We start from the raw sequence: 23,022 nt of genomic DNA on the forward strand, positions 1-23,022 counted from the left end.
CATGGCCAGTTGAGCATGTTGAGGTTCTCGATGTTCAGGTACTGCTACCACGTCTCATCGTCGACGGCGCAGCCCGCTGTTTGCTCGCTGACCGCCTACCGATCGGCGTGAGCGGCCGACGCTCCGCTCCTACCGCTCGGAGCGGCGACGCCGCTGCCTTCGTCGTGCCCCGGTCAGGCCCTCGAAAAGCCGAAGCAGTTCACGATGGTGCTAAGCGAGATTAAGGCAGCCCCTGGTGCCGCCGTTCGGGCGCGGCACCGTCGCCTCGGGCCGGCAGCAGACCGGGCGACGTGAGCGGGCGCTATCAGCTGTGTCGGCGACGCGTGAGCGACGACGGCGAGGTCAGCCGGCCGGGGTGGGGCTTGCCGGGACAGGTAGCAGGTTGCGCTCTGCGAAGACCTTCTTGGCGACGAGCGTGGCGTTGACGGCCCGCGGCACGCCGCAGTAGACCACCGCCTGCAGCAGCGCCTCGACTATCTCCGACGGCGTCAGGCCCGCGTTGAGTGCCCCGTTGACGTGCACTTCTAGCTGGGCCCCGGCATCACCGAGGCCGGTCAGAATGCCGAGGGTGAGCAGCTCCCGGTCCCGGCGCGCGAGCTGGGGCCGGACGTAGAGATCCCCGTAGGACCAGGCGACGGAGCGACGGCTGAGCTCGGGCGAGACGTCGGCGAGGGCTTCCAGGAGTCTTTGCGCGGCGCCGCCGTCGGCCTGTCGCAGCGCCTCAAGACCCCGCTCGTACTGCTCGTCCTCCGCCATGCTCACGCCCCACCTCTGCCAATCGTCCTGTCGGCTGGACCGGCGGGTACCCATTGCCGTGCCGGACAAACGGGTCGCGTCCCGCGCGTCGGTCGATAGGGGGCGCGGCCAGTGAGATCAAGGAGGAGGTCCTCCAAGCTGCTTTGCCGAACCAGGACGCCGCCCGAGACGAGGCCGACGCGCTCACCTCAGCCTGCGCGGCGTCGCGATGGCACCTCGAAGCAGGAGGCCGGCCCGACCCAAGGGCGTCAGGCGCTGATCAAGTTGACCGTGCTCGCTGACGGCTGCCGGCGGTGTCGTGCCAATATTAGGGGAGCAGGCTGGGGAGCAGACGGATGCACTGAGGAGTCGGCTGCTGGCCGAGTGTGCGGACCTCCCCGATGCCCGCCAGGGGGCGGCTCGGCAGGGGCCGCCGCGCACCACGGCACAGCGGAGCATGTCGCCGCCTTTGGTCCGGGACTACGTCACCTCCACCTGACCGACGGCCGTCGCGACTGACAGGCCTCCGTGCCTGTCGCAATCAGCGCGATTGCAGCTCGGGCTCGCGATGGTTGAAGGGGGCGAGGCGGTGGTCCTGCTGAGGACGACCGGGCCAGCGCAAGACGTGTGTCCGTCGGGTCAGTGAATGCGGGGCGACGCGGTACGTCCTCAGCGGTACCCGTGTGGACGCCGTGCGCGAAGGAACACCGTGGCCATCGTGCGCCGCGTCGGCGTACCGGCCGCGGCCAGGGCGGTCATGTATGTGTCGAGACGCTCGCGATCGTCGTCGGTCAGGGCGGCGGCGATCGCTTCGCCGTACGTGGGGACCAGGGGGTTGGGTGCCACTCGCTTGAGTGCCTCCCAGTCCCCGATCGGGTCGGCGGGCACGTCGACCTGGGCGCGGTAGCTCAGCTCCACCGCCTCGAAGCCGGCGGATACTGCCCAGTCGACCAGGTCACGCTCGTCGAAGTCCATCATCGGTCGGGTGGTTTCCGCGGTGGTGCTCCGGTAGACGTCGCTGACCTTGGCGATCAGGTCGTTGACGGGCGAGTTGCCCAAGCCGAACAGATCATCGGGCCGGAGCCGCTCCGCGAAGCCGTTGATGGGCTCGAACAGGGACATCCGTCCGCCCGGCCGCAGGACCCGGAAGAACTCCGCGAAGGCGGCGGTCTTGCGGTCGGAGTAGATGAGCACCGAGCGAGTGGTCACGACGTCGACAGAGGCGTCAGCGATTCCGGCGAGGTCATCGGCCGGCGCGACCACAAAGTTGCACCGCTCGTCGCCACCGGCGGTGCGCCGGCACTCGTCGAGCACATCCGGTGAGACATCGCTGAAGATGACTCGGCCGTCCGGGCCGAGCCGATCCAGCGCGCCGAACGCGATCAGTCCCGTCCCGCAGCCCACGTCGAGGACCACGTCGTCGGCCACCAGCCCGGCTCCCTCAAGGACGCCATCACGGAACGCCGCCAGATCCAGGGCGTTACGGGCGCGCAGGCCCGCGCTGTTGCCGTCCCGGCGGGCAAGGAGCCACTGGGCCCACTTGTCCCTCGCCACCGGGTCAGCGTAACCCCCGACGCATACCCGGACGATCGTTCGCGAACAGCGAGAACGTGGAGTCGGGCAACGCCACGCCGTCGTCGGTCGCCGCCAGGCGGTGGCGCCGGACGCTGTGACGCGGCATCACGTTGTGGCGCGGATCGTTGTCTCCGGCCGGACGACAGGCGTCAAGCCCGGCTCAGGCCGAGCGCCTCGTCCACCCGGTCCAGCACCGTCATGTCGTCGTGGCCGACGCCGCGCAGCAGGTCGATGGCGGTCGCCCGGATCTGTCCGACGATCATGGTGACCGGCAGCGGCGGATCGGACCGCAGCAGGCCCGCGGCGATCCGGACCGCTTCCAGGGCCACCGCGTCGGCCCGCTGCGCATGCCGGTCGGCGTCGGCGCCGCTCAGGTCGCTGGCCAGCGCCTCCCCGGCCGACCGTACGGCGGCGGTCAGCGCGCCAATCGCGGCGGCCAGCTCCGGCGGTGTGGCGGTGTGCCGGCGGGTCAGGGTCACAGCGGCCCGGGCCAGCACCCGGATGTTGCGGGCGGCGTAGTCGAGCTGCCGCAGCGTCCCTTCCACGTCGGCGAGCTTGCCCAGGTGCCGGCGGCGCAGCCCCAGCCGCAGCGTCTCACCGGTGGCGAGCACGGCGGTCTGCAGCTGGGCGACGCAGTCGTCCACCTGCCGGGCTTGGTCCAGCGCGGCGCGGGCGGCATCCTCGTCGCAGCCCTGCAGCGCCGCGTTCACCTCATCGAGCAGGTCGGCCAGGTCGGTGTAGCTGCACCGAGCCTGGGCCACCAGCGGCGCCAGCGGGTCGCGGGCGGCCATCAGCTGGCTGGCGGCCAACGCGACCGCGCCGCCGATGAGCGCGTCGACGAAGCGGAACGGCATCAGCGTCCCGTGCGGTGCGGCGACCACGACCAGGTACATGGCCGAGACGGTGGCCTGCACGACCAGGGCACGGCGGGCACCGATCACCACGAGCGTCGTGGTGGTCAGTACCAGCACCAGCAGGACCGTGCCGGTGCCCGGGCCCAGCGCGTACACCAGCAGCTCCGCGACGAGCACGGCGGCGGCCACGGCGAGCAGGATCTCGACGGTCTGCCGCAGCCGTCGACCGCGGGACTCACCGAGCACGACGAGCGCGGCGGTCGGGGCGTAGAACGGGTCCGGGTGACGGATCACCACCGCTGCCACGATCCAGGCGACCACCGCGGCGGCGGTCAGCTCGACCACGGTCATCCCGTCGCCCCGCAACCGCGCGACGGCGTCGCGCCCCCACGTCCGCACCGGTGATACCCCTTCCGCCCAGCGGACCGGGGACGGCCGCCGCTTGATCTTCCGCGAGAACGGGCACTACCCCGCCCGTGACCTGCTCAATCGTCAGGTGGTGGGCGGCACTCGGGATGGAAGGCCGGTCGCGGTCAGTCGTCTCCGTCGAACTCGGCCGCGTCGACGAGGCCGCCCAGGAACGTCTCGAAGTCGGGGGCGATGACGGTGATCTGGTAGTTCCACTCCTGGTCGACGTGTACGACCGTCGGCTCGCCGGGGGATCGGTAGTCGAGAGCGATCATGTCGTGGCCCGCTGAGGGGCAGTCGGCGATGTAGACGCCGATGTCGGGGTAGCCCCACTCCGTCGTCCAGAACGCGTTCCCGAGTTCGCCGCACAGGCTGAAGGAGGCGGTGTCACCGATCGCCGCCAGTGTGTACACCGCCACGTGGCCTGCCGACCAGGAGGTCCGGCTGGGCGAGGGGTGGGCGTCCCGGGCCAGCACCCCGCCGTTGTGGCGCCGGGCCAGGTCGACGTACGCAGCGGGTAGCTTGTGTCCGAGCTGCGCCTGCACCTCACGCAGAAGCTCGTCGGTGAGCGGGTTTTCCAACGGACCGGAGGTGTCGAAGATGATCGTGGGATCGAGCACTCGTCGACGGTAGTCGCTCTGCCAGGCTGAATTGACGGGCCCAGCTGGACGTCCGGCATGAGCGTGCCTGAACCTCGACGACTCGGCGTGCCAACGCCAGCGCGTCCACGCCGGGGCGGTACAGCGACGCCCACAACTGGGCGTCAAGCTCTACTGCGGTCCTCTCCCACGGCTGCGCTGGCTCCGCCGGCTTTCCCTTCTCTTCCTTGACCCGTCGGTACACCGCTCGCTCCCGGGCTCTCCTCGCGAGGCCCATGAGGTCCGTGATCAGAATGAACGGCCGACGGTCGATCGGAAACGCCCAGGGCATGGTCCGGTGTCGTCCTCCACCACCAGCAACCTGCTCACCCCGAAAATTAGCCTTTCCCCCGGATATCCGCCCGTCGTGGTCCTCAGCAAGTTTTCAGGCCGCATGCCGCACCTTGGTCGACGTCACCGGCCGCCGACCGCGGTCGTCCGAGCGTCGACTGGAGTTTTCATGGAGTACCTGGCAACGCGTTCGCGGGGCTGGCTGACCAAGGTGCCGGCGATCACCGCCACGTTCTGGGTCATCAAAGTCCTGTCGACCACGATCGGGGAGACGTTCGCCGACTACCTCTCCGTCAACGTGGGGCTCGGCCCGCTCGTCACCACCGCGGTGATGATCGCCGTGCTCGCCGCCGCGCTCACCGTGCAGTTCCGAACGCGCAAGTACACCCCGTGGATCTACTGGCTGTGCGTGGTGCTCGTCAGCATCGTCGGCACCCAGATCACCGACTTCTTCACCGACACCCTCGGCGTCAGCCTGTACGTCAGCACCGCGGTCTTCTCGGTCATCCTGGCCGTGGTCTTCATGATCTGGTATCGCCAGGAGCGCACTCTGGCGATCACCTCGATCGACACACCGCGGCGCGAGGGCTTCTACTGGGCCGCGATCCTCACCACGTTCGCACTCGGCACCGCGGCCGGCGACCTGGCCACCGAGGCGCTCAGCCTGGGCTTCCGCAACGGCACACTGATCTTCGGCGGCCTCATCCTGCTCACCTGGATCGGCAACCGCGCCGGCGCTTCCACCGTGCTGACGTTCTGGATCGCGTACGTCCTCACCCGCCCGCTCGGCGCGTCCCTGGGCGACCTGCTGACCCAGTCCAAGGACTTCGGTGGCCTCGACCTGGGCGCCAGCGCGACCAGCCTGCTGTTCTTCGCGGTCATCCTGGTGCTGGTTGGCCGGGAGCAGGTGCTGGCCAATCGGCACGGGGTGGCGGCCAAGGGTGACGGTCCGCTCGGCGGACGCCGCCCGGACTACGCCTGGGCGGCCGCCGGTGTCGCGGCTGTCGTCATCGCCGGCTTCGGCCTCAGCGCCCTCCGCCCGGGGGCAGGCAGCACGGACGCGCAGACCGTCACCGTCGCTCAGCCCGACGGGGCGACGCAGGCTGCGGCCCAGCCGGTGCACCCCACTACCCGCCTGGGAGACCTGACCGGCTTCGCCAGGATCGCCGGCGACATGCAGGCCATGGTTGCCCGTAACGACCTCGCGGGTGGCCGGACCCGCGCCAAGGACCTGGAGGTGCGCTGGGACGACGCCGAGGCCGGCCTCAAACCCCGCGATCCGGCGAGTTGGCACAGGCTCGACAGCGAAATCGATGCCGTCCTGACCTCGCTGCGAGCCGGACAGCCGAGCCCAGCCGACTGCTCCGCCAACCTGCGGGCCCTCACCACCACCCTGAACCAATTCGACGGCGTGTGACTCCACGCCGACCCAGGCCGCCGGCCCATCTCAGTGCCCCCGCTGGGATGGGCCGGCCCACGGCTTTCAGCACCTCTTAAATGCGCCACCCAGGGAGATTGGCCAGCGTGAACTATCAGCTCGTCGAACTGATCAACGGCGCCGCGGGTCGGGCCGACAGCGTAGACGACGTGATGGAGTTCGCCGCGACCTGGTTGATCTATCCGGGTCTCGCGGTCGCCGCCGTGCTCGGGGGCCGGGCCCTGCTCGACCGTCGGATCCGCCCGGTGGTCCAGCTCGGCGCCGCGCTCGTTCTGGCGTTCGGGTTCGCCGTCGTGCTCTCACACATCAGCGCCCAGGGGCGGCCGTTCCAGAGCCATCAGGTGCACCAGCTCATCGCGCACGACCCCGGTGTCTCGCTGCCCAGCGATCACGCAACGGCGGCGTTTACGCTGGCGTTCGGCGTGTACGCGTTCCTGGGCCGCCGCTGGGGTGTCGTGCTGGCCGTCGCGGCGCTGGCGATCGGTTTCGCCCGGATCTGGGTCGGCGTGCACTACCCGAGGGACATCGTCGCTGGGGCAATCATCGGCGGTGTGGCGGTCCTCGAAGTGGTGGCCGCCGCGCGGTTCGGGCTCGCGTTCGCGGCCACGAACAGGCAAGCGCACCAGAACGTAGAGCCCGCCTCTTCTCTCAATGCGTGGGTGCTCTGGTGAATCAGGGAACGATCTCCGCCGGACCCACGCTGGCCCGTCGTGCTGGTGGCGCTGGTCGCCCGGCTCGGGGAAAGCCGTGGGGGCGTGACGGCGTCGCTCCGGGCGATCCTGCAGCTGGTGGTCGTCTCGTTGCTGATCGCCGCCGTGCTGCGTTCCTGGTGGGCCACTGCCGGGTTCGTCGCGGTGAAGCTGCTGGTCGCCGGCGTCACCGCGGCCCGCAGGGTGAGCACGTTCCGGCTCGGGTGGCTCGCGATCATCCCGATCACGGCCGGGGCGCTGCCGGTCGGCGCGCTGATCGTCGGGGCCGGAACGATGCCGCTGACCGAGGTGGCGGTCCTGCCGATCGCCGGCATCCTGATCGGCGGCGCGATGACCGCGACGTCGCTGTCTGGCCGTCGGACTCCAATGAGTTACGGGATCGGAAGGGCGAGTACGAGGCGACGTTGGCGCTCGGCTTCGTGCCTCGCGAGGCCGCGCTCGAGGTGTGCCGGCCTGTCGCCGGTCAGGCCCTGGACAAGACCCGGACCGTGGGTCTGGTCACGCTGCCCGGTGCTTTCGTCGGAGTGCTGCTCGGCGGTGGCTCCGCCGTGCAGGCCGGCGCCACTCAGCTGCTGGTGCTGATCGCGTTGCTGGCGGCGGAGGCGATCGTCGTCGGGCTCACTCTGGAACTGGTTGCCGGCGGGATGCTTCGTCGGCCGGTGGCTCCATAGCCGTCCGCGGCCGGGCCGGGCGGAGTTACAGGAACAGCACACCGGCCGCGTACGCCACCCAGACCGCGACCTCGAGCCAGGTGGCCGTGGGTGTGATGTTGGCTGAATACGGGCGACTCTCCACCAACTAGAGGTGCTCGCAGTATGGAGAACAGCGACGGCCAAGTGCGTGGCCCAGGTCCCGCAGGAGGGTGCCCAGCCGCTCGGTCTCCTCGGCAGTGGGCGGAGTGATGGCTGCGCCAGCCGCAATGTGCTCTCCGGCCTCGTGCAGCGTGACGTACAGATCTTCGGCGGTTGCGCGGTCCAGCCGCAGAACGATGTCATCCCGCATCCGCAGACCCTAATCGCGCTTCACGCTCCACCGCTTTGGCAGGGCCGGAATGCGCGGCTTTGCTGCTGACAACGCGCACGGCTGACAACGCGCACGGCGACGTCCACATATGCGGAGCCCCGCGGAGAGGCTTGAGTTGCTCGTGGGCTGGGGCGGCCGCAGCCGCCCCGATGACCCTACTGGCGTATCGGTGCGGATCGGGTTGGAGCTACGGGCGCGCTCGCAGGCGGCAGCGCCTGCCACGCAGCCGAGGGTCGACGCCGCGTGAGCACGGTTAAAGATCAAGCTAGGTCCCGCTCGTCCTGCCAGGTGCCGACCGGTGTGGCTTTCTGTGGTCCGTCTCTTGACTTCCCCTAAAGTCGGGCGTAAACAAAGCACAAGCAAAACGAAACGGCGGTGAAACAACAACATGTACGCCGAAGAACGACAGCAGGAGATCCTCCGCATCGCCCGAGAGATGGGCCGGGTCGAGGTGGCGGGCTTGGCCGACGGGCTCAACGTGACGTCGGAGACCATCCGCCGCGATCTCACCATCCTGGAGCGGGCCGGGGTGCTGCGTCGAGTCCACGGTGGAGCTATTCCGGTCGAACGGCTCGGGTTCGAGCCCGCGCTGGCGGCGCGTGACGCGGTGCTCATCGAGGAGAAGGAGCGCATCGCCAAGCTCGCCTTGAGCGAGGTGCCGGAGGAGGGCGCGATCATCCTCGACGCCGGCACCACGACCGCCCGGCTGGCCCAGCTGCTGCCGGTGGACCGAGAGCTGACCGTCGTGGTCAACTCGCCGGTCATCGCCACGACCCTCGGTACCTATGCCAACCTCAACGTCCTGCTGCTGGGTGGACGGGTCCGCGGGAAGACCCTGGCGACCGTCGACGACTGGGCGCTGTCGCCGTTGGCGGACCTCTACGTCGACGTCGCGTTCGTCGGGACCAACGGCATCTCGGTCGAGCGCGGGCTGACCACCCCGGACCCGTCCGAGGCTGCGGTGAAGCGGGCGATGGTTCGTGCGGCCCGCCGCACGGTGGTGGTCGCCGATCACACCAAGCTCGGCAACGATTACTTCGCCCGGTTCGCTGAGCTGGCCGACGTCGACCTGCTCATCACCGACAGCCGTGCCGACGTCGACCTGGTCGGTGACCTGGAGTCCGCGAATGTCCGGGTGGTACGCGCATGATCGTCACCGTCACCCTCAACCCCAGCCTCGACCGGGCCGTGGAGGTCGACTCACTCACCCGGGGCGAGGTCATCCGGGCTGCCACAGCTCACCTTGACCCCGGCGGCAAGGGCGTCAACGTATCCCGTGCACTGCTGGCCAACGGGGTGCCGTCGGTAGCGGTGTTGCCGTCCGGCGGTGACGAGGGCAATCAGCTCATCCGCCTACTGCAGGCGGAGGGTGTGGAGGTCCTCGCCGTGTCGATCTCCGGACGGACCCGTTCCAACATCACCCTGGCCGAGCCCGACGGCACGGTCACCAAAATCAACGAGCCTGGCCCGGCCATGTGCCGCGCCGAGTTCGACGAGGTGATCGACCGTGTGCTCGCCCGCGCCAGCGGTGCCGACTGGGCCGTGCTGTGCGGCAGCGTCCCGCCCGGCCTGCCCGCCGACGCTTACGCTCAGTTGTGCCGGAAGCTGCGCGCTGCCGGCGTCAGGGTCGCCGTCGATACCAGCGGTCCTGCCCTGCGCGAGGCCGCTCTGGCTGGGGCGACCCTGCTCAAGCCCAACCGCGACGAACTGGCCGAAGTGGTCGGCACCCCGCTGAAGGACCTCGGCGATGTGGTCGATGCCGCTCAGTGCCTGCGGGCATGGGGAGCCGGCACCGTCGTGGCCAGCCTCGGCGCTGACGGCGCTGTCCTGGTCAACGCCGAAGGGGTCCGCACCGGCACCTGTCCGGTCGCCCGGCCCCGTAGCACCGTCGGTGCCGGCGATGCGCTGCTCGCCGGGTTCCTCGCTGCGGGGGCGCATGGTGCCGCCGCCCTCGCTGAGGGCCTGGCCTGGGGCGCCGCCGCGGTGAGCCTGCCCGGCAGCCGGATGCCCGGGCCGGCGGATCTGTTCCGCCACGACGTCACCATCCACACCTAGCCGGACGACCTTCTTCCCCCTGCGGTTGTCTGGACCGCCCCTCATGAAGGAGATACCCCCGTGACCTCCTCTTCCTACACACCAGAAGTAAAGGGCCAGGGCCCCAAAGCCACCGTGCAACGCCTCGGCGGCTACCTGGCCGCGATGGTCATGCCCAACATCGGCGCGTTCATCGCCTGGGGCCTGATCACCGCACTGTTCATTCCAACCGGCTGGCTGCCCAACAAGACCCTGGCGGAACTGGTCGGCCCGATCATCAGCATCCTGCTACCGGTGCTCATCGGCTACACCGGCGGCCGGCTGGTCCACGGCCAGCGCGGTGCCGTCGTGGGCGCGGTGGCGACCATGGGCCTCGTCGTCGGCGCGGACGTGCCGATGATCCTCGGCGCGATGATCATTGGGCCGCTCACGGCCTATCTCCTCAAGCTGTTCGACAGCCTGGTCGAGAACAGGATCCGCCCCGGCTTCGAGATGCTTGTCGACAACTTCAGCGCCGGCATCATCGGCGCCGCGATGGCCATCGGCGGCGTCTACGGCATCGGCCCGGTGGTCGAATGGCTCACCAAGCAGGCCGGCGCAGGCGTCGACTGGCTCGTCGGCAAGGACCTGCTGCCGCTGACCTCGGTGCTCGTCGAACCCGCCAAGGTGCTCTTCCTCAACAACGCCATCAACCACGGCGTATTCGGCCCGCTGGGCATCGCCGAGGCCGCCGACAAGGGCAAGTCGATCCTGTTCATGATCGAGTCGAACCCCGGCCCCGGCCTCGGTCTGCTGCTCGCCTTCATGCTCTTCGGCCCCCGCGCGCTGCGCCCCAGCGCTCCGGCCGCGATCATCGTGCAGTTCCTCGGCGGCATCCACGAGATCTATTTCCCGTACGTGCTGATGAAGCCGAAGCTGATCCTCGCCATGATCGCCGGGGGTGCGGCCGGCGTCGGCACCTTCGTGATCACCGGTGCGGGCCTGGTCGCCACCCCCTCGCCGGGCAGCATCTTCGCCTACCTCGCGGTCACTCCCAAGGGCGGCCACTTCGGGGTCATTCTCGGCGTCGTGATCGCCGCCGCCGTCACCTTCGCGGTCGCCTCGGCCCTGCTCGGCTTCGGGCGCGGCGAGCCCGCAGCGGACGCTGTCGGCCCGGACGAAGAGGTGGCTGTCCGCCCAGAGCAGGAAAGGGCTGTCGACCCCGACGAGACCCTCGACAAGCCGGCGAAGCAGGAGGTCTGAACAGATGCCCACCATCAACGGCACCGAAATCAAGAAGGTCGTCGTCGCCTGCGACGCCGGCATGGGCAGCAGCGTGATGCTGGCCAGCCAACTTCGGCGGCAACTGGCGAAGAACGCGGTGACCGTCGAGCACACCCCGGTCAACTCGATCCCGGCGGACGCAGACGTGGTCATCTGCCACCAGGGGCTCGCCGCGCGGGCCCGGGTCAGCGCACCCGACAAGGTGATCGTGCCGATCCAGGTGTTCATCGGCGACCCGGCCGTCACCAGGGTCGTGAACGCGGTACAGCGCGGTGGTGAGCTGAGTGGCTGAGCTGCTGGCCCGTGACGCGATCCGGCTCGACGAGCGGGCCCGATCGCGGGACGAAGCGATCAGCCGCTGCGGCGCGGTACTCGTCGAGGTCGGCGCGGTCGCCCCGGCGTACGTGGACGCGATGCTCGCCCGCGAGCGGAGCGTCTCCACGTACATCGGGGAGGGCGTCGCCATCCCGCACGGCACGCTGAACAGCAAGGAGTCGGTCCAGCGCGACGCCCTCGCGGTGCTGCGCTTCCCGGACGGCGTCGACTGGGACGGCTTCGACGTGCGGGTCTGTGTCGCCATCGCCGCGGCCGGCGACGGGCACGTGGACATCCTGGCCCAACTCGCCTCGGTGTTGATGGACCCGGCGCAGGCGCAGCGGCTACGAGAGTCGACGAGCGCCGATGACGTGATCGCTATCCTCGAAGGGAACCCCTCGTGAAGGTTGTCCGATTCCACGCACCCGGTGACGTCCGCATCGAGGACGCGCCCGAGCCCACGCCGGGCCCCGCCGACGTGAAGATCCGCGTCCGCGCATGCTCCACCTGCGGCACCGACGTGAAGATCTCCCGCTTCGGCCACCACCACATCGCCCCGCCGCGCGTCATGGGCCACGAGATCGCCGGCGAGATCACCGAAGTCGGTGACGACGTCACGGGCTGGCGGCCGGGGGACCGGGTCCAGGTCATCGCCGCCATCCCCTGCGGTACGTGCGCCGAGTGCCAGCGCGGCCGGATGACCGTGTGCCCCAACCAGGTGTCGATGGGATACCACTTCGACGGCGGGTTCGCCGAATACGTGGTCGTGCCCCACAACGTCCTCGCCGTCGACGGGCTCAACCGGATCCCCGAGGGACTCAGCTTCGCCGAGGCGTCCGTCGCCGAGCCCCTCGCCTGCGTCCTCAACGGCCAGAACCTCGCCGGTGTGGGGGAGGGCGACGACGTGGTCGTCGTGGGCGCCGGGCCGATCGGCTGCCTGCATGTCCGCCTGGCCCGGGCGCGCGGCGCGGCCCGGGTGCTCCTCGTCGACCTCAACCGCGAACGCCTCGACCTGGCCGCCAACCTGGTGCAGCCGGACGCGGCGATCTGCGGCGCCGAGACCGACGTCGTCGACGCGGTGCTCAAGCTCACCGAGGGCCGGGGTGCCGACGTCGTCATTACCGCCACGGCCGCTGGCGCCGCCCAGGAGCAGGCGGTGCAGATGACCGCGCGGCAGGGCCGGATCAGCTTCTTCGGCGGCCTGCCGAAGGACAAGCCGGTCATCTCCCTGGACTCCAACCTCGTGCACTACCGCGAACTGACCATCGTCGGTGCCAACGGCTCCAGCCCGGAACACAACAAGGAGGCGCTGCGACTCATCGCCAACGGCTCCGTGCCGGTCGCCGATCTCATCACCCACTGCCTGCCGCTCGACCGCGCCCTCGACGCCTTCGGCATCGTGGCGCGCGGCGAAGCGATCAAGGTGACGATCGAACCGTAGGAGGATCCGTTGCCCACCAGAACAGTCCTCGTCGGCTCCGCCAGCGGGCTGCACGCCCGCCCGGCGGCGCTGTTCGTCGCCGAAGCGGCGAAGCAGCCGGTGCTGGTCACCATCCGCACCGGCGACAAAAAACCCGTGCCGGCCCGCAGCATGCTCGCCGTGCTGTCGCTCGGCGCCAGGAAGGGCACCGAGGTCACCCTGGAGGCCGACGGCGACGGCGCGCAGGCCGCCGTCGACACCCTGGCCGACCTCCTCGAACGTGATCTGGATGCCGTCGATGCGTGAACTTCGGGGAATCGGGGCCAGCCCTGGCGGTGCGGCGGGGCCGGTCTACCGGCTGGCTCCGCCGCCGGCCCTGCCGCCGTTGGCGGAGACCGTTGATCCCGCAGCCGAGAAGGCGGCCGTGCGGGAAGCGGTCCTCGCCGTCGCCGCCGACCTGACCCGTCGCGCCGACACCGCCCTGGACGCGACCGCCGCCGAGGTCCTGCGCGCCCAGGTCATGATGGCGCAGGACGAGACACTGATCGACGCGGCCGACATTGCCATCGACGGCGGCGCGGACGCACCGCACGCGATCACCGACGTGCTCGCCGTGCATCGGGCCGCCTTCGAAGCCGCGGGCGGGTACCTCGCCGAGCGGGTCAGCGACCTGGACGACCTGCGGGACCGCCTCGTCGCCGCGTGCCTGGGGCTGCCGATGCCGGGCGTGCCGAACCCTGGCCACCCGTACCTGCTCATCGCCCGCGACCTGGCGCCCGCCGACACCGCCGGCCTCGAACCGGCCCTGGTGCTGGGCCTGGTCACTGCCGAGGGCGGCCCGACCAGCCACACCGCGATCCTGGCCCGGACACTCGGTATCCCGGCCGTGGTCCGCTGCGCGGGCATCCTGGACGTGACCGACGGCACGCTGGCCACTCTCGACGGGGCGAGCGGCGTCGTGGTGGGCGGCGTCTCCGCCGACACGGTGACCACTGTCAACGCGGACCGACTCGCGGAGATCGAACGCCGCGCCCGCTCCCAGGGCCCGGGGCGGACCGCAGACGGCCATCCCATCGCGCTACTGGCCAACATCGGCTCCGCCCGCGACCTCACCGGCGAGGTGGAAGGCGTCGGCCTGTTCCGCACCGAGCTGCTCTACCTCGACCGCAGCGACCCGCCGTCGCACGAAGAACAGGTCGCCGCGTACCGCGACGTCTTCGCCGCGCTGCCCGGCCGCAAGATCGTCGTACGCACCCTCGACGCCGGCGCTGACAAGCCGCTGCCGTTCCTGCGTCTGGCCGATGAACCCAACCCTGCGCTGGGCATCCGCGGCCTGCGGGTCGCGCGGCAGACACCCGCCGTACTCACCACGCAGCTGGCCGCGATCGCGACGGCGGTTGCGGCGGCGGACGCCGACGTGTGGGTGATGGCGCCGATGGTCGCCACGGCGGCGGAGGCGGCCGCGTTCACCGAGTCCTGCCGCGAGCACGGCCTGCCAACCGCCGGCGTGATGATCGAGGTGCCGGCCGCTGCCCTGCGTGCCAGCCAGGTGCTTCGCCACGCGGACTTCCTCAGCATCGGCACCAACGACCTCAGCCAGTACACGTTCGCCGCTGACCGCATGTGCGGCGACCTCGCTGACCTGCTCGACCCGTGGCAGCCCGCGCTGATCGCGCTCCTCGCCTCCTGCGCGGCAGCCGGCGTCGAGGCGGGCAAGCCAGTTGGCGTGTGTGGAGAGTCCGCAGCGGATCCCAATTTCGCTCTGGTGCTGGCAGGCCTGGGCATCACCAGCCTGTCCATGGCGCCCCGCAGCATTCCGGCGGTGCGCGAGTCCCTGGCCGCGCACACCCTGGACGAGTGCCGCCAGATCGCCGGGGCGGCCCTTGCTGCCCCCAGCCCGGAGGCAGCCCGGGCGGCGGTGGCCGTGCTTCGCGCCAGCTCCGGTTGGGCGACGGCGTTTCCGTGTGACGAGCCGGTCGTGGTCACCGGAGATTCGTCGTTCAGATCGTCCAGCTCCAGGGATCGCTAAGGGATGTCTCGTGACCCGACCTCCATCTCGCAAGTGTGACCGCTGAACCATCTGGTCGGGGTAGAGGGCATGGCCGGTCGTCAAGGACTGGTGCCGGCGAGGCCGGATTGGTGGGGCCGGATCGTCGGCAGGTACTCATCCGACGCCTGCGCCGCAGCCGAGGTGATCGGCTGCTCTACAGTCGGCTGCATCGGTCGACGGGAGGGCCCTTCATGGACGCAAGCGACGGGACGATGTTCCGTACGTCCGCCCGCCTCATGTTCCTGTTCAGGCTGGTGATCGGCTTGCTGGCCTGGGCTCTTGTCCAAGTCGTTCTATCACTCGTTGCTGGGCGGCCGCCTGCCGACCTGACGAACATCGTCGCGTCAGGCGTCCTCTACGCCGTCCTCCTCAGCGCTTTCTCGCTCGCCCTGCACCGAAGGAACTGGTCATCTGTCGACGTAACCGGTCCGGCGTTGAGGCTCGCCGAGCGGGGGCGGATGGCCGTTCTCCCGTGGCAGGCCATCCAGTCGGCGATGGTCCGCCGTCCTGGTCCGTTCGCCGTCCTTGAGGTCACTCTGCTCCCCGCAGCGGTCGTGCCGTCTGCCACGACACTTCGTCCACGGCTCCGTGCGGGACAGCCTGTCTACACGGTCAGCGTCGGCTTGCTTAGGCCCGCGACCGGCGTCCTGCGCGCCGAACTTGCCCGGCACCTGCCCCAGGTAGCCTCCCAATCCTGAATCCTGCCAAGCGAACGCCCCGTAACCCCGATGATCATCCGGTAAGGACGATCATCGAGGATGCCTGTGTGCAGGTGATCTCCGCAGCCCACCCGGAGTGGATCTTCCCGTTCACGGGTCTGCAGCCGGCCCCTTAGGTCGCCCGCAGCTGGGCTCTGCCGTACGGTCGACGCAGCAGGTCGCCGGGTCCGCGCCGGCGGATCGGGTGCGGGCCTGGGCGCGCTGGTGCTCTGGGGGACTCCAGCGGTACGCCTCGGCGAGCGTCTCCCGGCGGCGCCGGCGGAGGCGCCGATCAGCGGGACGCGGCGACGTCGCTCAGGATCCTCGCCAGCTCGTCCGGGGCGTCGCGCATGAGGTTGTGGCCGCCGGCCAGCGCGTGCGTGGTCCAGCGGGGGTCCTCGCTCAGCCTGCGGTAGGTCGGGGTGAACGGCGACTGTCGGCATCAGCGAGTACGGCGGGCGGCGCCCCAGCGAACTCTCCGGCGGCCAGCAGCAGCGAGTCGCGGTCGCCCGCGCGCTGATCACCCGTCCGGACATGGTGGGCAGCGGACGAGCCGACCGGCGCGCTGGACACCCGATCCAGCAAACGGGTTCTGGAGTTGCTGCGAAACGTCGGTACGCCGGGAAGCTCGCGTCGCCGGCACGGCGTCGTGCCCTGCCCTGATTGTCGCCGCCCACGCCACGACAGCCGCTCTACCTGATGCCCGATGGTACGGGGTAGCGGTCCACCCGAGTGCCGACGCCCAGGCGGCGGCACGGCGACGCCAGGGGTTGTGGCGGGTCGACACGGCCTGATGCGCGGGGCCGACCGTGGCGGTGCCGTCCGCGATCGAATTCGGTGGCGGCGGTCGCAGCGGACGTGCGAACCTCAAGACGCCGCACCGCTGCACCCCGGTGGAGCACGTCGGCCACAACGACCATGACGAGGAGTGACAATGCGAGCAGCTTCCACGTTCCGGACCCTTGACCGTCCTACCGTGGAGTTCTGCCTTGGCATTGTTGAACCTTGGAATCGTCGCCCATGTTGACGCCGGCAAGACCAGCCTGACCGAGCGCCTGCTCTACGAGGCAGGCGCCGTGTCCCAGTTGGGCAGCGTCGACGCCGGCACGACACGGACCGACTCGATGGAGCTGGAGCGCCGGCGCGGCATCACCATTCGGGCGGCCGTCACGTCGATCGCCATCGGTGATCTGAGCATCAACCTGCTGGACACCCCCGGCCATCCGGATTTCATCGCGGAGGTCGAGCGGTCGCTGGCAGTGCTCGACGCCGCCGTGCTCGTGGTGTCGAGCGTCGAGGGGGTCCAGCCGCAGACCGTCGCCATCTGGCGGGCGCTGCGCCGCATCGGTGTACCGACGGTCTTCTTCCTGAACAAAGTGGACCGCCGCGGCGCCGACGTCGACCGGGTGCTGACCCAGGTACGCCAGCGGCTCGGGGCGCGTCCGGTCCTGCTCACCACGGTCACCGGCCAGAGCGGGCGCGACGTCCGGGTGCGGGCCGTCGGCCTCGACGCCGAACCGGTGCTGGAGGCGGTGGCGGAGGTCGACGACGCGGTGGCGGCGCGGTGGCTGACAGACGAGCCGGTACGCATCCGCGACGTCCGCCGTGCGATCCGGAACGCGGTGCGCCGCGCCGAGCTCACCCCGGTGGCGTGCGGTTCGGCGATCACCGGAGCAGGGGTACGGCAACTGTGCCACCTCCTCGCCGACCTGCTGCCGCGTGGCGAGCAGCGGGACGGGCCGCTGGCGGGCACGGTCTTCGCCGTCGATCGGGACGGCCACGGCCGGCGGGCCTGGCTGCGATTGTGGTCCGGCCGTCTGCGGGTGCGAGATCGGGTGCAGCTGGCCGGGGCCCGCCCGCAGACGGTGACCCAGATCGCCGTCATCGAGCCCGAAGGCGTGCTGGTGCGCCCCTCGGTGTCCGCCGGTCAGATTGCCGCGGTGCGTGGCGTCTCGGCCCGGATCGGCCAGCACATCGGGGACCCGCCTCGGCGGCACGGCTATCGGTTTCCGCCGCCCACCCGGCAGGCGGTCGTCGAGCCGGTGAATCCGGAGCAGCGCCTGGCGATGTTCGCCGGCCTGGCCGAGCTGGCCGACGAGGACCCGCTGGTGGACCTGCGGCTCGACGAGCAGCAGGCGGAGGCGGTGATCCGTCTGCACGGGGAGGTCCAGAAGGAGGTGCTGGCCGCCCTCCTAGAGGACCGGTACGGCGTCCGGGTGCGCTTCTCCGGCACGCTGACGGCCTGCATCGAGCGGGTCGTTGGCACCGGAGCCTTCGAGGAGCGGGTGCACGAGCGCGGCAACCCGTACCTGGCCGGGCTCGGGCTACGGATCGAGGCCGCCCCGGTCGGGCACGGCATCGACTTTCGTCCCGGTGTCGAACCCGGCCGGCTGCCACCGGCATTCGTCGCCGCCACGGAGGAGGGCGTGCGGGCCGCGCTGCGGCAGGGTCGGCACGGCTGGCCGGTCACCGACTGTGTGGTAACCATGACGGCCTCCCGGTACCTCCCGCGACAGAGCAGGCCGCATCAGAAGTTCGACAAGTCCATCTCGACCGTGGCGGCGGACTTCCGCAACCTCGCCCCGGTCGTGGTCGCCGCGGCGCTGCGCCAAGCCGGTGCCCGGGTGTGCCAGCCGATCGAGCGGTTCGACGTCAACCTTCCCCAGCACGCGGTGGAGGCGGTGCTGGCGCTGCTCGTCAGGCGGGGAGGGGTGGTCCACGAGACCGCCGTCGCCGGCGGTTACCTCGAGGTGAGCGGCACCCTGCCGTCCTCCCGGGTGCCGCAGGTCGTCGCCGCTCTTCCCGACCTCACCGGCGGGGAGGCTGTCCTGACCACGACCTTCGACCACTACGCGCCGGTCACCGGCGAGGACCCGCCGACCTTGCCCCGGCGCGGACCGGACCCGGGCGACCGGGAGGCGTGGTTCCGTGCCGTACCGCGGTAGGCCGGCCGTTCCGACCGCGAGCGGGTTTCCACAGGTCAGGGCCTGTGGAAACCCTCCGCCGAACCGGTCGTCAGCGCTCCGCCGGTGATGCCAGCGCCGGCGATCGGGCAGGGCTGTCGTTCACTGCCCGAGAGGGCGGTAGCGGAGGTGTACGACGCCGTTTCGGAATCGGCGCTGATCGATCAGCTCAAGGTCGGTGCGTGTGCCGGTCGGCAGCCCTGGCTTGCCCCCGCCGACGACAACGGGCCAGATGAACAGCTGGCACTCGTCGACCAGCCCGGCCTTGAAAGCCTGCGCCGCGAGGTTGGCACCTCCTACGGTGAGATCGCTGCTGGCCGTCGCCTTCAGTTCGTGTACCGCGGCGGGGTCGAAACGGCGTTCGAGTCGGGTGTCGGCAGTTGACACCGCGGCGAGGGTCGTCGAGTAGACGACTTTGTTCGCCGCCTTCCAGACGCTCGCGAAGTCGGCCGTGAGGTCAGACTGCGCGGCCAGAGCCGGGTTGGTCTCCCAGTGGGCCATCGATTCGTACAGGCGCCGGCCGTAGAGGAACGTGCCCACGGACCGCAGGAGGTCGGTGTAGAGCACGAATAGCTCATCGTCCATCGGCAACCAGTTGAACGCGCCGCTTTCGTCCTCGATGTAGCCGTCAAGCGATACGTTGTTCACGTAGATCAGCTTCGCCATGCCTCTACCCCTCAATGATCAGCTGCAAGGACCTGGACATTCGCCAACGCGGCGTCCAGCTTGGTGAACGCCTGGCGCCAACCCTCCTCGCTGGGCTGTGTCAGGTGCTCGGGCAGCCACTGGCGGATCTCCAGTCGCGTCCGCCCGTCGGATTCGTCGTGGAACTCGACCCGCAACCTCGTCTCGAACGGCTCGATGCCCTCCTGCAGCCGGCCACTGACGTGCATGACGCCTTCGAGCAGTTCGCCGTCGGCGACGTCGGTGAGGTCGACGTGGACGTGGACGCGAAGGTCGGGTGTGGCCGCATTGATCTCCGTCCACCGTTGAAAGCCCCCGGGGCGTACGTCGAACTCGATCTCGTCGCGCGGTAGTGAGTTGCCGATCGGGCCCCACCACGCCGCCAGGTGGTCAGGGTCGATGAAGGCTTGGTAGACGAGCTCCCGTGGCGCGTCGAACACGCGAGAGATGACGAGCTGCGGAGTTTCGGCGTTCATTCGAGCTCCCGGGAGTCGTCGGCCATCTGATCCGTTGCCCGTCCGGCGGCCTGCATCGCGGCAAGGTGGGCATCGAGGCGGCTGAGGGACGAGTCCCAGAACCGCCGGTAGTGCTCGATCCAGTCGGCCGCCTCGCGCAGCGGGGCAGCCTCGAGGCGGCTCTCGCGCCACTTGCCCGACCGCGATCGCGAGATGAGCGCGGCGCGTTCGAGCACCTTCAGGTGCCGGGACACCGCTGGCATCGAGATGGAGAAAGAAGCGGTCAGATCGGTGACCGTGGCGTCGCGTTCGGCCAGCTCGGCGAGGATCGCGCGTCGAGTCGGGTCGGCGAGCGCCGAGAACACCGCGCTGAGCTGATCGGTGCCACCCACCCGAACCGCCTCCCTTCACTTAACGAACCTGTTAAGCGTATTGAGGTGCCGATGATGTTGTCAACGGATTCGTTCGCCTGGGCCGGCCTCGGCTCCCGCCACCAGCGCTGACGTACGCCGGACGCGGACAGCCCCTTCAGTAGAGGTGGCGACTCCTGCGTGAGGATCAGCTGTCCGAGTTCCTGGGTGCATCGGGTGAGCGCGACGTAGAGGCCGTTCCAACCGCGCGGCTCAGCGGCGATGCCCTGGGGTCAATGAGGAGCGTCGCGTCCCATTCCAATCCCTTGGACTGGGTCGCGGTGAGCACTGGCACATCACTCAGCACGGCCAGGAGTTCGGCGATGCGGTCGGCGGGAGCGATGACGCCGACCGTGCCGCCGTGCCACCGCTGCTGCAGCTGCCGCACTGCTTCGGCGGCAGCACCAGCAAGATCAGCGGGTGCGACCGTGAGCTCCCAGGGGGCGATGCCGGAGGAGCGTACCGCCCGTGGCGGCCTGTTGTGGCTGCCAGCCTTCTTCAAGACCGGTTCGGTGAGGTCCATGACCTCGCGCGGGGTCCGGTAGCAGATGGTGAGTTCCGCGGCGGTCCAGCGTTTCCGAAAACGGCCCGCACCGCTTGTGCCCAGCTGGTGTGCCGGTGGGCTGCCTCCGCCTGGTCGATGTCACCGACGGCGGTGATGGAGCGGCTGGGACAGCGCCGCAGAACCATCTGCCACTGCATCTCGGACAGCTCCTGCGCCTCGTCGATGACGACGTGGCCGTACACCCAGCCACGCTGCCGGCGAGCGCGGTCGGCAACGAACTCGCCCTGTGGTTGCGGGGCGTCGACCTCGCCGAGCAGGTCGGCAATGGTGTCGAGCAGGGGAATGTCGCTTGATGCCCATCCGGCGGGCTCGGCCGCGACGGCGGTGATCTCCTCGGGGGACAGCTGCGGGGCGAACCGGGCCAGCAGGGTGCGGTCGGTCAGGAGATCACCCAGCAGGGTTTCCGGGTCGAGGGTGGGCCACCATGCCTCGATGAACCGGGCGATGGTGGCGTCCTCGGCGATACGACATCGCGCAACTGTTCGGTCTCCTCCTCGGAGAGCAACCCGTCGATGTCACTGCCGGTGGACGTCCGGGCGGAGTGGTGGTCATTCCCCATGTCCCTGTCGACGCGAGCGAGGATGTCCTCGAAGCCCTCCTCCATCTCGTCCATCAGCGCCTCGCGCTGCTCGGCGACGACATCGGCGAGTAGGTGATGCAACTGCTCGGCGAACGCCGCGCGGGCGCGGTGGTAGGGGCGTCCCTGCACCGCCGAGGCGAGGGCGTGCGCCACAGTTGTGGCTGCGATGACGTAGAACTCGCCCTCCCAGCGCAGCTTCAGCTCGCGGGGCCGGGGAAGCAGCGACGTGACGTAGTTTTCGAGCGCGGGCTGCCAGAGGGCGCGGCCCTTGATCTCGGCGAGAGGCCGGCTCTCGTCGCGGCCCACCTGAACGTCGGTCAGCAGGGTGTCGCAGGTCGCCGAGACGACGGCGGTCTCACCGAGCGCGGGTAGCACCTGGGCGATGTACTTGAGGAACCGCGGCGAGGGGCCCAGAACCAGGACCGCCTGGTCGGCCATCTTGCGGTGGGTGAACAGCAGGTACGCGACGCGGTGCAGGGCGACAACGGTCTTGCCGGTGCCGGGACCGCCCTGAACGATCAGTGGGCCGGTCGCCTCCGCCCGGACGATGTCGTCCTGTTCGCGTTGCAGCGTGGAGATCGCTGTCGACATGCGACCGGTGCGCCGCTGGTCGAGGGCGGCCAGGAGAGCGCCTTCGCCGACGAGTTCCGCCGTCGTGGTTCCGTCCAGAGGCTCGTCGTCCACGCCGACGACGACCGATCCCGTCGTACGGATGTGTCGGCGCCGTGCCTGACCCTGTGGGTCGACAGCCGTCGCGGTGTAGAACGGCCGAGCTGCGGGAGCGCGCCAGTCCACCAGCACTGGCTCGCTGCCCTCGCCGTCGTCGCGGAGACCGACACGGCCGACGTGGCGCACACGGTGCCGTCAAGACCGTCGAGGCGGCCGAAGACCAGCCCTTCCTCTGCTCGCTGGAGCTCGTCGAACTGCTGGCGGAGCATGCGCTGCCGGGCCAGCGCCAATGCGTCCAGCGCCTCCGACGAAAGCTCGACCTGTAGCTGGTCGACCAGCTTGTCGCGCCGGGCCGTGGCCACGTCGAGAAACGCCTGTTCCTCGCTATCGCGGATCGGCGCGCGACGCCCTCCGCGGTAGAGGTCGGTGGTTCGCTGACGCCAGCAGTGCCGTTGTTCAGAGCAGACTTCCGGCGCATTCGCAAGTCCTTGTATGGGTGTCCCTCGGCCCGGACGAGCCGCAGTGCGGTCGGCGGCAAGCATAGGTTTGTGTTTCCGTCATCGGCCAGGAAATCCGCCGGCAGGGAGGGGAATCTCAATACCTTGCAGTTCGGGTTCGCGTGTGCCCTCAATGAAGTGATCTCAGCAAAGGGTTGGACGGCACTGACGCTTCGCGAGCTGCTCGTCTTCGGGGCTGGTGGAGTCTGGCCGTGGGCCGGACTGGAGAGACGCTGCTGGTGACATCGGGCATGCTGTGGGTATGACTGAGGAACTGAGAGATCGTTCCGTGCCGTCCGGCGACACGGTGTCCGCTTCGCCATCAGTGATCTCTGTGATGCTGATCGTCCCGGATGCTGACGCTGCGGTCGCCTGGTACAAGGCTGCGCTGGGCGCGACAGAGCTGTGGAACCTTGGTGGCGTCGCCGGCCTTGAAATCAGTGGCGCGGCCTTCTTCCTCCATGAGGTCAATCCCGAGAACCCCACAGAGACCAGTCCCGGCCAGGCGGGGGTCACGAGCACCCGCATTGAGGTGTTCGGCGATGATCCCGACACCTTTATCGAGCGCGCCGTGGCCGCGGGCGCGATCGCCGGAGCGGGAATCGAGGATCACCACGTGCCCTGGGGGACGCACCGTCAAGGTGGCTTCACGGACCCGTTCGGCCACAAGTGGTCAGTAGGCGACAAGTCACCTCTGGGTCCGTTCCCACGCTGATTGGGCCGGCCCTTCGAATGCGACGCAGGATC

General features: G+C 69.8%; 24 protein-coding genes and 3 pseudogenes. 17 read left to right on the forward strand and 10 right to left on the reverse strand.

Translation table 11 applies throughout. From position 1 onward, the window contains the following. Positions 1 to 342 precede the first annotated feature (342 nt). The 4 genes from ACFYPR_RS29765 to ACFYPR_RS29780 form a co-directional block, all read right to left on the reverse strand. A complete protein-coding gene (locus tag ACFYPR_RS29765) occupies positions 343 to 756 on the reverse strand; it encodes a carboxymuconolactone decarboxylase family protein (protein WP_354855690.1) in 414 nt (137 codons plus the stop codon). A gap of 648 nt (positions 757 to 1,404) precedes the next feature. After that, the gene (locus tag ACFYPR_RS29770; RefSeq protein WP_355065897.1) at positions 1,405 to 2,289 is read right to left on the reverse strand and encodes a class I SAM-dependent methyltransferase; all 885 of its coding nucleotides are present in this window, start codon (positions 2,287 to 2,289) and stop codon (positions 1,405 to 1,407) included. Between the two features lie 170 nt (positions 2,290 to 2,459). Further along, positions 2,460 to 3,563, reverse strand: coding sequence for an FUSC family protein (locus ACFYPR_RS29775; RefSeq protein WP_363935873.1), 1,104 nt, complete (start codon positions 3,561 to 3,563; stop codon positions 2,460 to 2,462). Between the two features lie 134 nt (positions 3,564 to 3,697). After that, positions 3,698 to 4,192, reverse strand: a complete 495-nt coding sequence (locus ACFYPR_RS29780; protein WP_387263787.1) for an SMI1/KNR4 family protein — start codon at positions 4,190 to 4,192, stop codon at positions 3,698 to 3,700. A gap of 478 nt (positions 4,193 to 4,670) precedes the next feature. On the opposite strand from ACFYPR_RS29780, the gene ACFYPR_RS29785 reads away from it, so the two are divergent. The 4 genes and pseudogenes from ACFYPR_RS29785 (at position 4,671) to ACFYPR_RS29800 (ending at position 7,320) form a co-directional block, all read left to right on the forward strand. Then, on the forward strand, positions 4,671 to 5,918 hold the full coding sequence (locus ACFYPR_RS29785) for a hypothetical protein (protein ID WP_363935869.1): 1,248 nt from the start codon (positions 4,671 to 4,673) through the stop codon (positions 5,916 to 5,918). 107 nt (positions 5,919 to 6,025) lie between these two features. Next, entirely contained in the window at positions 6,026 to 6,610 is a 585-nt protein-coding gene (locus ACFYPR_RS29790; protein WP_387183060.1) for a phosphatase PAP2 family protein, read from the forward strand. An 84-nt stretch (positions 6,611 to 6,694) separates the two neighbouring features. Next, a pseudogene (locus tag ACFYPR_RS29795) lies at positions 6,695 to 6,952 on the forward strand (ABC transporter permease); the annotation flags it as partial. A gap of 101 nt (positions 6,953 to 7,053) precedes the next feature. Continuing rightward, positions 7,054 to 7,320, forward strand: a complete 267-nt coding sequence (locus tag ACFYPR_RS29800) for an ABC transporter permease (RefSeq protein ID WP_387263791.1) — start codon at positions 7,054 to 7,056, stop codon at positions 7,318 to 7,320. Positions 7,321 to 7,447: 127 nt separating this feature from the next. Here ACFYPR_RS29800 and ACFYPR_RS29805 read toward each other — a convergent pair whose 3' ends face one another. Then, positions 7,448 to 7,651, reverse strand: a complete 204-nt coding sequence (locus tag ACFYPR_RS29805; RefSeq protein WP_355136548.1) for a hypothetical protein — start codon at positions 7,649 to 7,651, stop codon at positions 7,448 to 7,450. Positions 7,652 to 8,060: 409 nt separating this feature from the next. On the opposite strand from ACFYPR_RS29805, the gene ACFYPR_RS29810 reads away from it, so the two are divergent. The 11 genes and pseudogenes from ACFYPR_RS29810 (at position 8,061) to ACFYPR_RS29860 (ending at position 18,397) form a co-directional block, all read left to right on the forward strand. Then, positions 8,061 to 8,822: a DeoR/GlpR family DNA-binding transcription regulator gene (locus tag ACFYPR_RS29810; RefSeq protein ID WP_354855661.1), complete on the forward strand. Its 762-nt coding sequence runs from the start codon at positions 8,061 to 8,063 to the stop codon at positions 8,820 to 8,822. Continuing rightward, complete coding sequence (gene pfkB, locus ACFYPR_RS29815) at positions 8,819 to 9,727, forward strand: 1-phosphofructokinase (protein ID WP_387263794.1); 909 nt, start codon at positions 8,819 to 8,821, stop codon at positions 9,725 to 9,727. Before ACFYPR_RS29810 ends, pfkB begins: the two co-directional genes overlap by 4 nt. Positions 9,728 to 9,787: 60 nt before the next feature. Beyond that, complete coding sequence (locus tag ACFYPR_RS29820; protein WP_354855659.1) at positions 9,788 to 10,948, forward strand: PTS mannitol transporter subunit IICB; 1,161 nt, start codon at positions 9,788 to 9,790, stop codon at positions 10,946 to 10,948. Positions 10,949 to 10,952: 4 nt separating this feature from the next. Next, positions 10,953 to 11,261, forward strand: a complete 309-nt coding sequence (locus tag ACFYPR_RS29825) for a PTS lactose transporter subunit IIB (RefSeq protein ID WP_354855658.1) — start codon at positions 10,953 to 10,955, stop codon at positions 11,259 to 11,261. Continuing rightward, positions 11,254 to 11,688, forward strand: a complete 435-nt coding sequence (locus ACFYPR_RS29830; RefSeq protein ID WP_355065911.1) for a PTS sugar transporter subunit IIA — start codon at positions 11,254 to 11,256, stop codon at positions 11,686 to 11,688. Before ACFYPR_RS29825 ends, ACFYPR_RS29830 begins: the two co-directional genes overlap by 8 nt. Beyond that, positions 11,685 to 12,725 carry a zinc-dependent dehydrogenase gene (locus ACFYPR_RS29835; RefSeq protein ID WP_355065913.1) on the forward strand — a complete coding sequence of 347 codons (1,041 nt, stop codon included), beginning with the start codon at positions 11,685 to 11,687 and terminating at the stop codon, positions 12,723 to 12,725. Before ACFYPR_RS29830 ends, ACFYPR_RS29835 begins: the two co-directional genes overlap by 4 nt. Before the next feature lie 9 nt (positions 12,726 to 12,734). Next, positions 12,735 to 13,010: an HPr family phosphocarrier protein gene (locus ACFYPR_RS29840; protein ID WP_354855655.1), complete on the forward strand. Its 276-nt coding sequence runs from the start codon at positions 12,735 to 12,737 to the stop codon at positions 13,008 to 13,010. Further along, positions 13,003 to 14,622, forward strand: a pseudogene (gene ptsP, locus ACFYPR_RS29845) (phosphoenolpyruvate--protein phosphotransferase); the annotation flags it as partial. The gene ACFYPR_RS29840 and the pseudogene ptsP, both read left to right, overlap by 8 nt. A gap of 323 nt (positions 14,623 to 14,945) precedes the next feature. Next, complete coding sequence (locus ACFYPR_RS29850; RefSeq protein ID WP_354855654.1) at positions 14,946 to 15,452, forward strand: hypothetical protein; 507 nt, start codon at positions 14,946 to 14,948, stop codon at positions 15,450 to 15,452. A gap of 429 nt (positions 15,453 to 15,881) precedes the next feature. Further along, a pseudogene (locus ACFYPR_RS29855) lies at positions 15,882 to 16,065 on the forward strand (ATP-binding cassette domain-containing protein); the annotation flags it as partial. Positions 16,066 to 16,450: 385 nt separating this feature from the next. Beyond that, a complete protein-coding gene (locus ACFYPR_RS29860; RefSeq protein WP_387263797.1) occupies positions 16,451 to 18,397 on the forward strand; it encodes a GTP-binding protein in 1,947 nt (648 codons plus the stop codon). A gap of 120 nt (positions 18,398 to 18,517) precedes the next feature. Here ACFYPR_RS29860 and ACFYPR_RS29865 read toward each other — a convergent pair whose 3' ends face one another. The 4 genes from ACFYPR_RS29865 to ACFYPR_RS29880 all read right to left on the reverse strand — a co-directional run bounded on the left by ACFYPR_RS29865 (position 18,518) and on the right by ACFYPR_RS29880 (position 20,487). Beyond that, entirely contained in the window at positions 18,518 to 19,081 is a 564-nt protein-coding gene (locus ACFYPR_RS29865; protein ID WP_354855652.1) for a dihydrofolate reductase family protein, read from the reverse strand. A gap of 11 nt (positions 19,082 to 19,092) precedes the next feature. Next, positions 19,093 to 19,575, reverse strand: coding sequence for an SRPBCC domain-containing protein (locus ACFYPR_RS29870; RefSeq protein WP_387263801.1), 483 nt, complete (start codon positions 19,573 to 19,575; stop codon positions 19,093 to 19,095). After that, entirely contained in the window at positions 19,572 to 19,919 is a 348-nt protein-coding gene (locus ACFYPR_RS29875; RefSeq protein ID WP_387263804.1) for an ArsR/SmtB family transcription factor, read from the reverse strand. Before ACFYPR_RS29875 ends, ACFYPR_RS29870 begins: the two co-directional genes overlap by 4 nt. Positions 19,920 to 20,112: 193 nt before the next feature. After that, positions 20,113 to 20,487 carry a hypothetical protein gene (locus ACFYPR_RS29880; RefSeq protein WP_387263806.1) on the reverse strand — a complete coding sequence of 125 codons (375 nt, stop codon included), beginning with the start codon at positions 20,485 to 20,487 and terminating at the stop codon, positions 20,113 to 20,115. A 95-nt stretch (positions 20,488 to 20,582) separates the two neighbouring features. Here ACFYPR_RS29880 and ACFYPR_RS29885 point away from each other — a divergent pair, with 95 nt between their 5' ends. Then, positions 20,583 to 20,822, forward strand: a complete 240-nt coding sequence (locus ACFYPR_RS29885) for a hypothetical protein (protein WP_387263809.1) — start codon at positions 20,583 to 20,585, stop codon at positions 20,820 to 20,822. Between the two features lie 86 nt (positions 20,823 to 20,908). On the opposite strand, the gene ACFYPR_RS29890 is transcribed toward ACFYPR_RS29885, so the two are convergent. Continuing rightward, complete coding sequence (locus ACFYPR_RS29890; protein ID WP_387263811.1) at positions 20,909 to 21,793, reverse strand: UvrD-helicase domain-containing protein; 885 nt, start codon at positions 21,791 to 21,793, stop codon at positions 20,909 to 20,911. Positions 21,794 to 22,537: 744 nt separating this feature from the next. Between ACFYPR_RS29890 and ACFYPR_RS29895 the strand changes: the two genes are divergently transcribed. Continuing rightward, on the forward strand, positions 22,538 to 22,990 hold the full coding sequence (locus ACFYPR_RS29895; protein WP_354855647.1) for a VOC family protein: 453 nt from the start codon (positions 22,538 to 22,540) through the stop codon (positions 22,988 to 22,990). Positions 22,991 to 23,022 lie beyond the last annotated feature (32 nt).

Origin of the sequence: Micromonospora sp. NPDC005254 (assembly GCF_042872525.1) — a bacterium.
Classification (GTDB): domain Bacteria; phylum Actinomycetota; class Actinomycetes; order Mycobacteriales; family Micromonosporaceae; genus Micromonospora.

Bases quoted from the DNA above. Each gene is read 5' to 3' on its own strand.
- ACFYPR_RS29865 (WP_354855652.1), bottom strand. From the start codon at position 19,081: ATGGCGAAGCTGATCTACGTGAACAACGTATCGCTTGACGGCTACATC.
- ACFYPR_RS29825 (WP_354855658.1), top strand. From the start codon at position 10,953: ATGCCCACCATCAACGGCACCGAAATCAAGAAGGTCGTCGTCGCCTGC.
- ACFYPR_RS29765 (WP_354855690.1), bottom strand. From the start codon at position 756: ATGGCGGAGGACGAGCAGTACGAGCGGGGTCTTGAGGCGCTGCGACAG.
- ACFYPR_RS29870 (WP_387263801.1), bottom strand. From the start codon at position 19,575: ATGAACGCCGAAACTCCGCAGCTCGTCATCTCTCGCGTGTTCGACGCG.
- ACFYPR_RS29810 (WP_354855661.1), top strand. From the start codon at position 8,061: ATGTACGCCGAAGAACGACAGCAGGAGATCCTCCGCATCGCCCGAGAG.
- ACFYPR_RS29785 (WP_363935869.1), top strand. From the start codon at position 4,671: ATGGAGTACCTGGCAACGCGTTCGCGGGGCTGGCTGACCAAGGTGCCG.
- ACFYPR_RS29850 (WP_354855654.1), top strand. From the start codon at position 14,946: ATGGACGCAAGCGACGGGACGATGTTCCGTACGTCCGCCCGCCTCATG.
- pfkB (WP_387263794.1), top strand. From the start codon at position 8,819: ATGATCGTCACCGTCACCCTCAACCCCAGCCTCGACCGGGCCGTGGAG.
- ACFYPR_RS29895 (WP_354855647.1), top strand. From the start codon at position 22,538: ATGACTGAGGAACTGAGAGATCGTTCCGTGCCGTCCGGCGACACGGTG.
- ACFYPR_RS29805 (WP_355136548.1), bottom strand. From the start codon at position 7,651: ATGCGGGATGACATCGTTCTGCGGCTGGACCGCGCAACCGCCGAAGAT.
- ACFYPR_RS29880 (WP_387263806.1), bottom strand. From the start codon at position 20,487: ATGGACCTCACCGAACCGGTCTTGAAGAAGGCTGGCAGCCACAACAGG.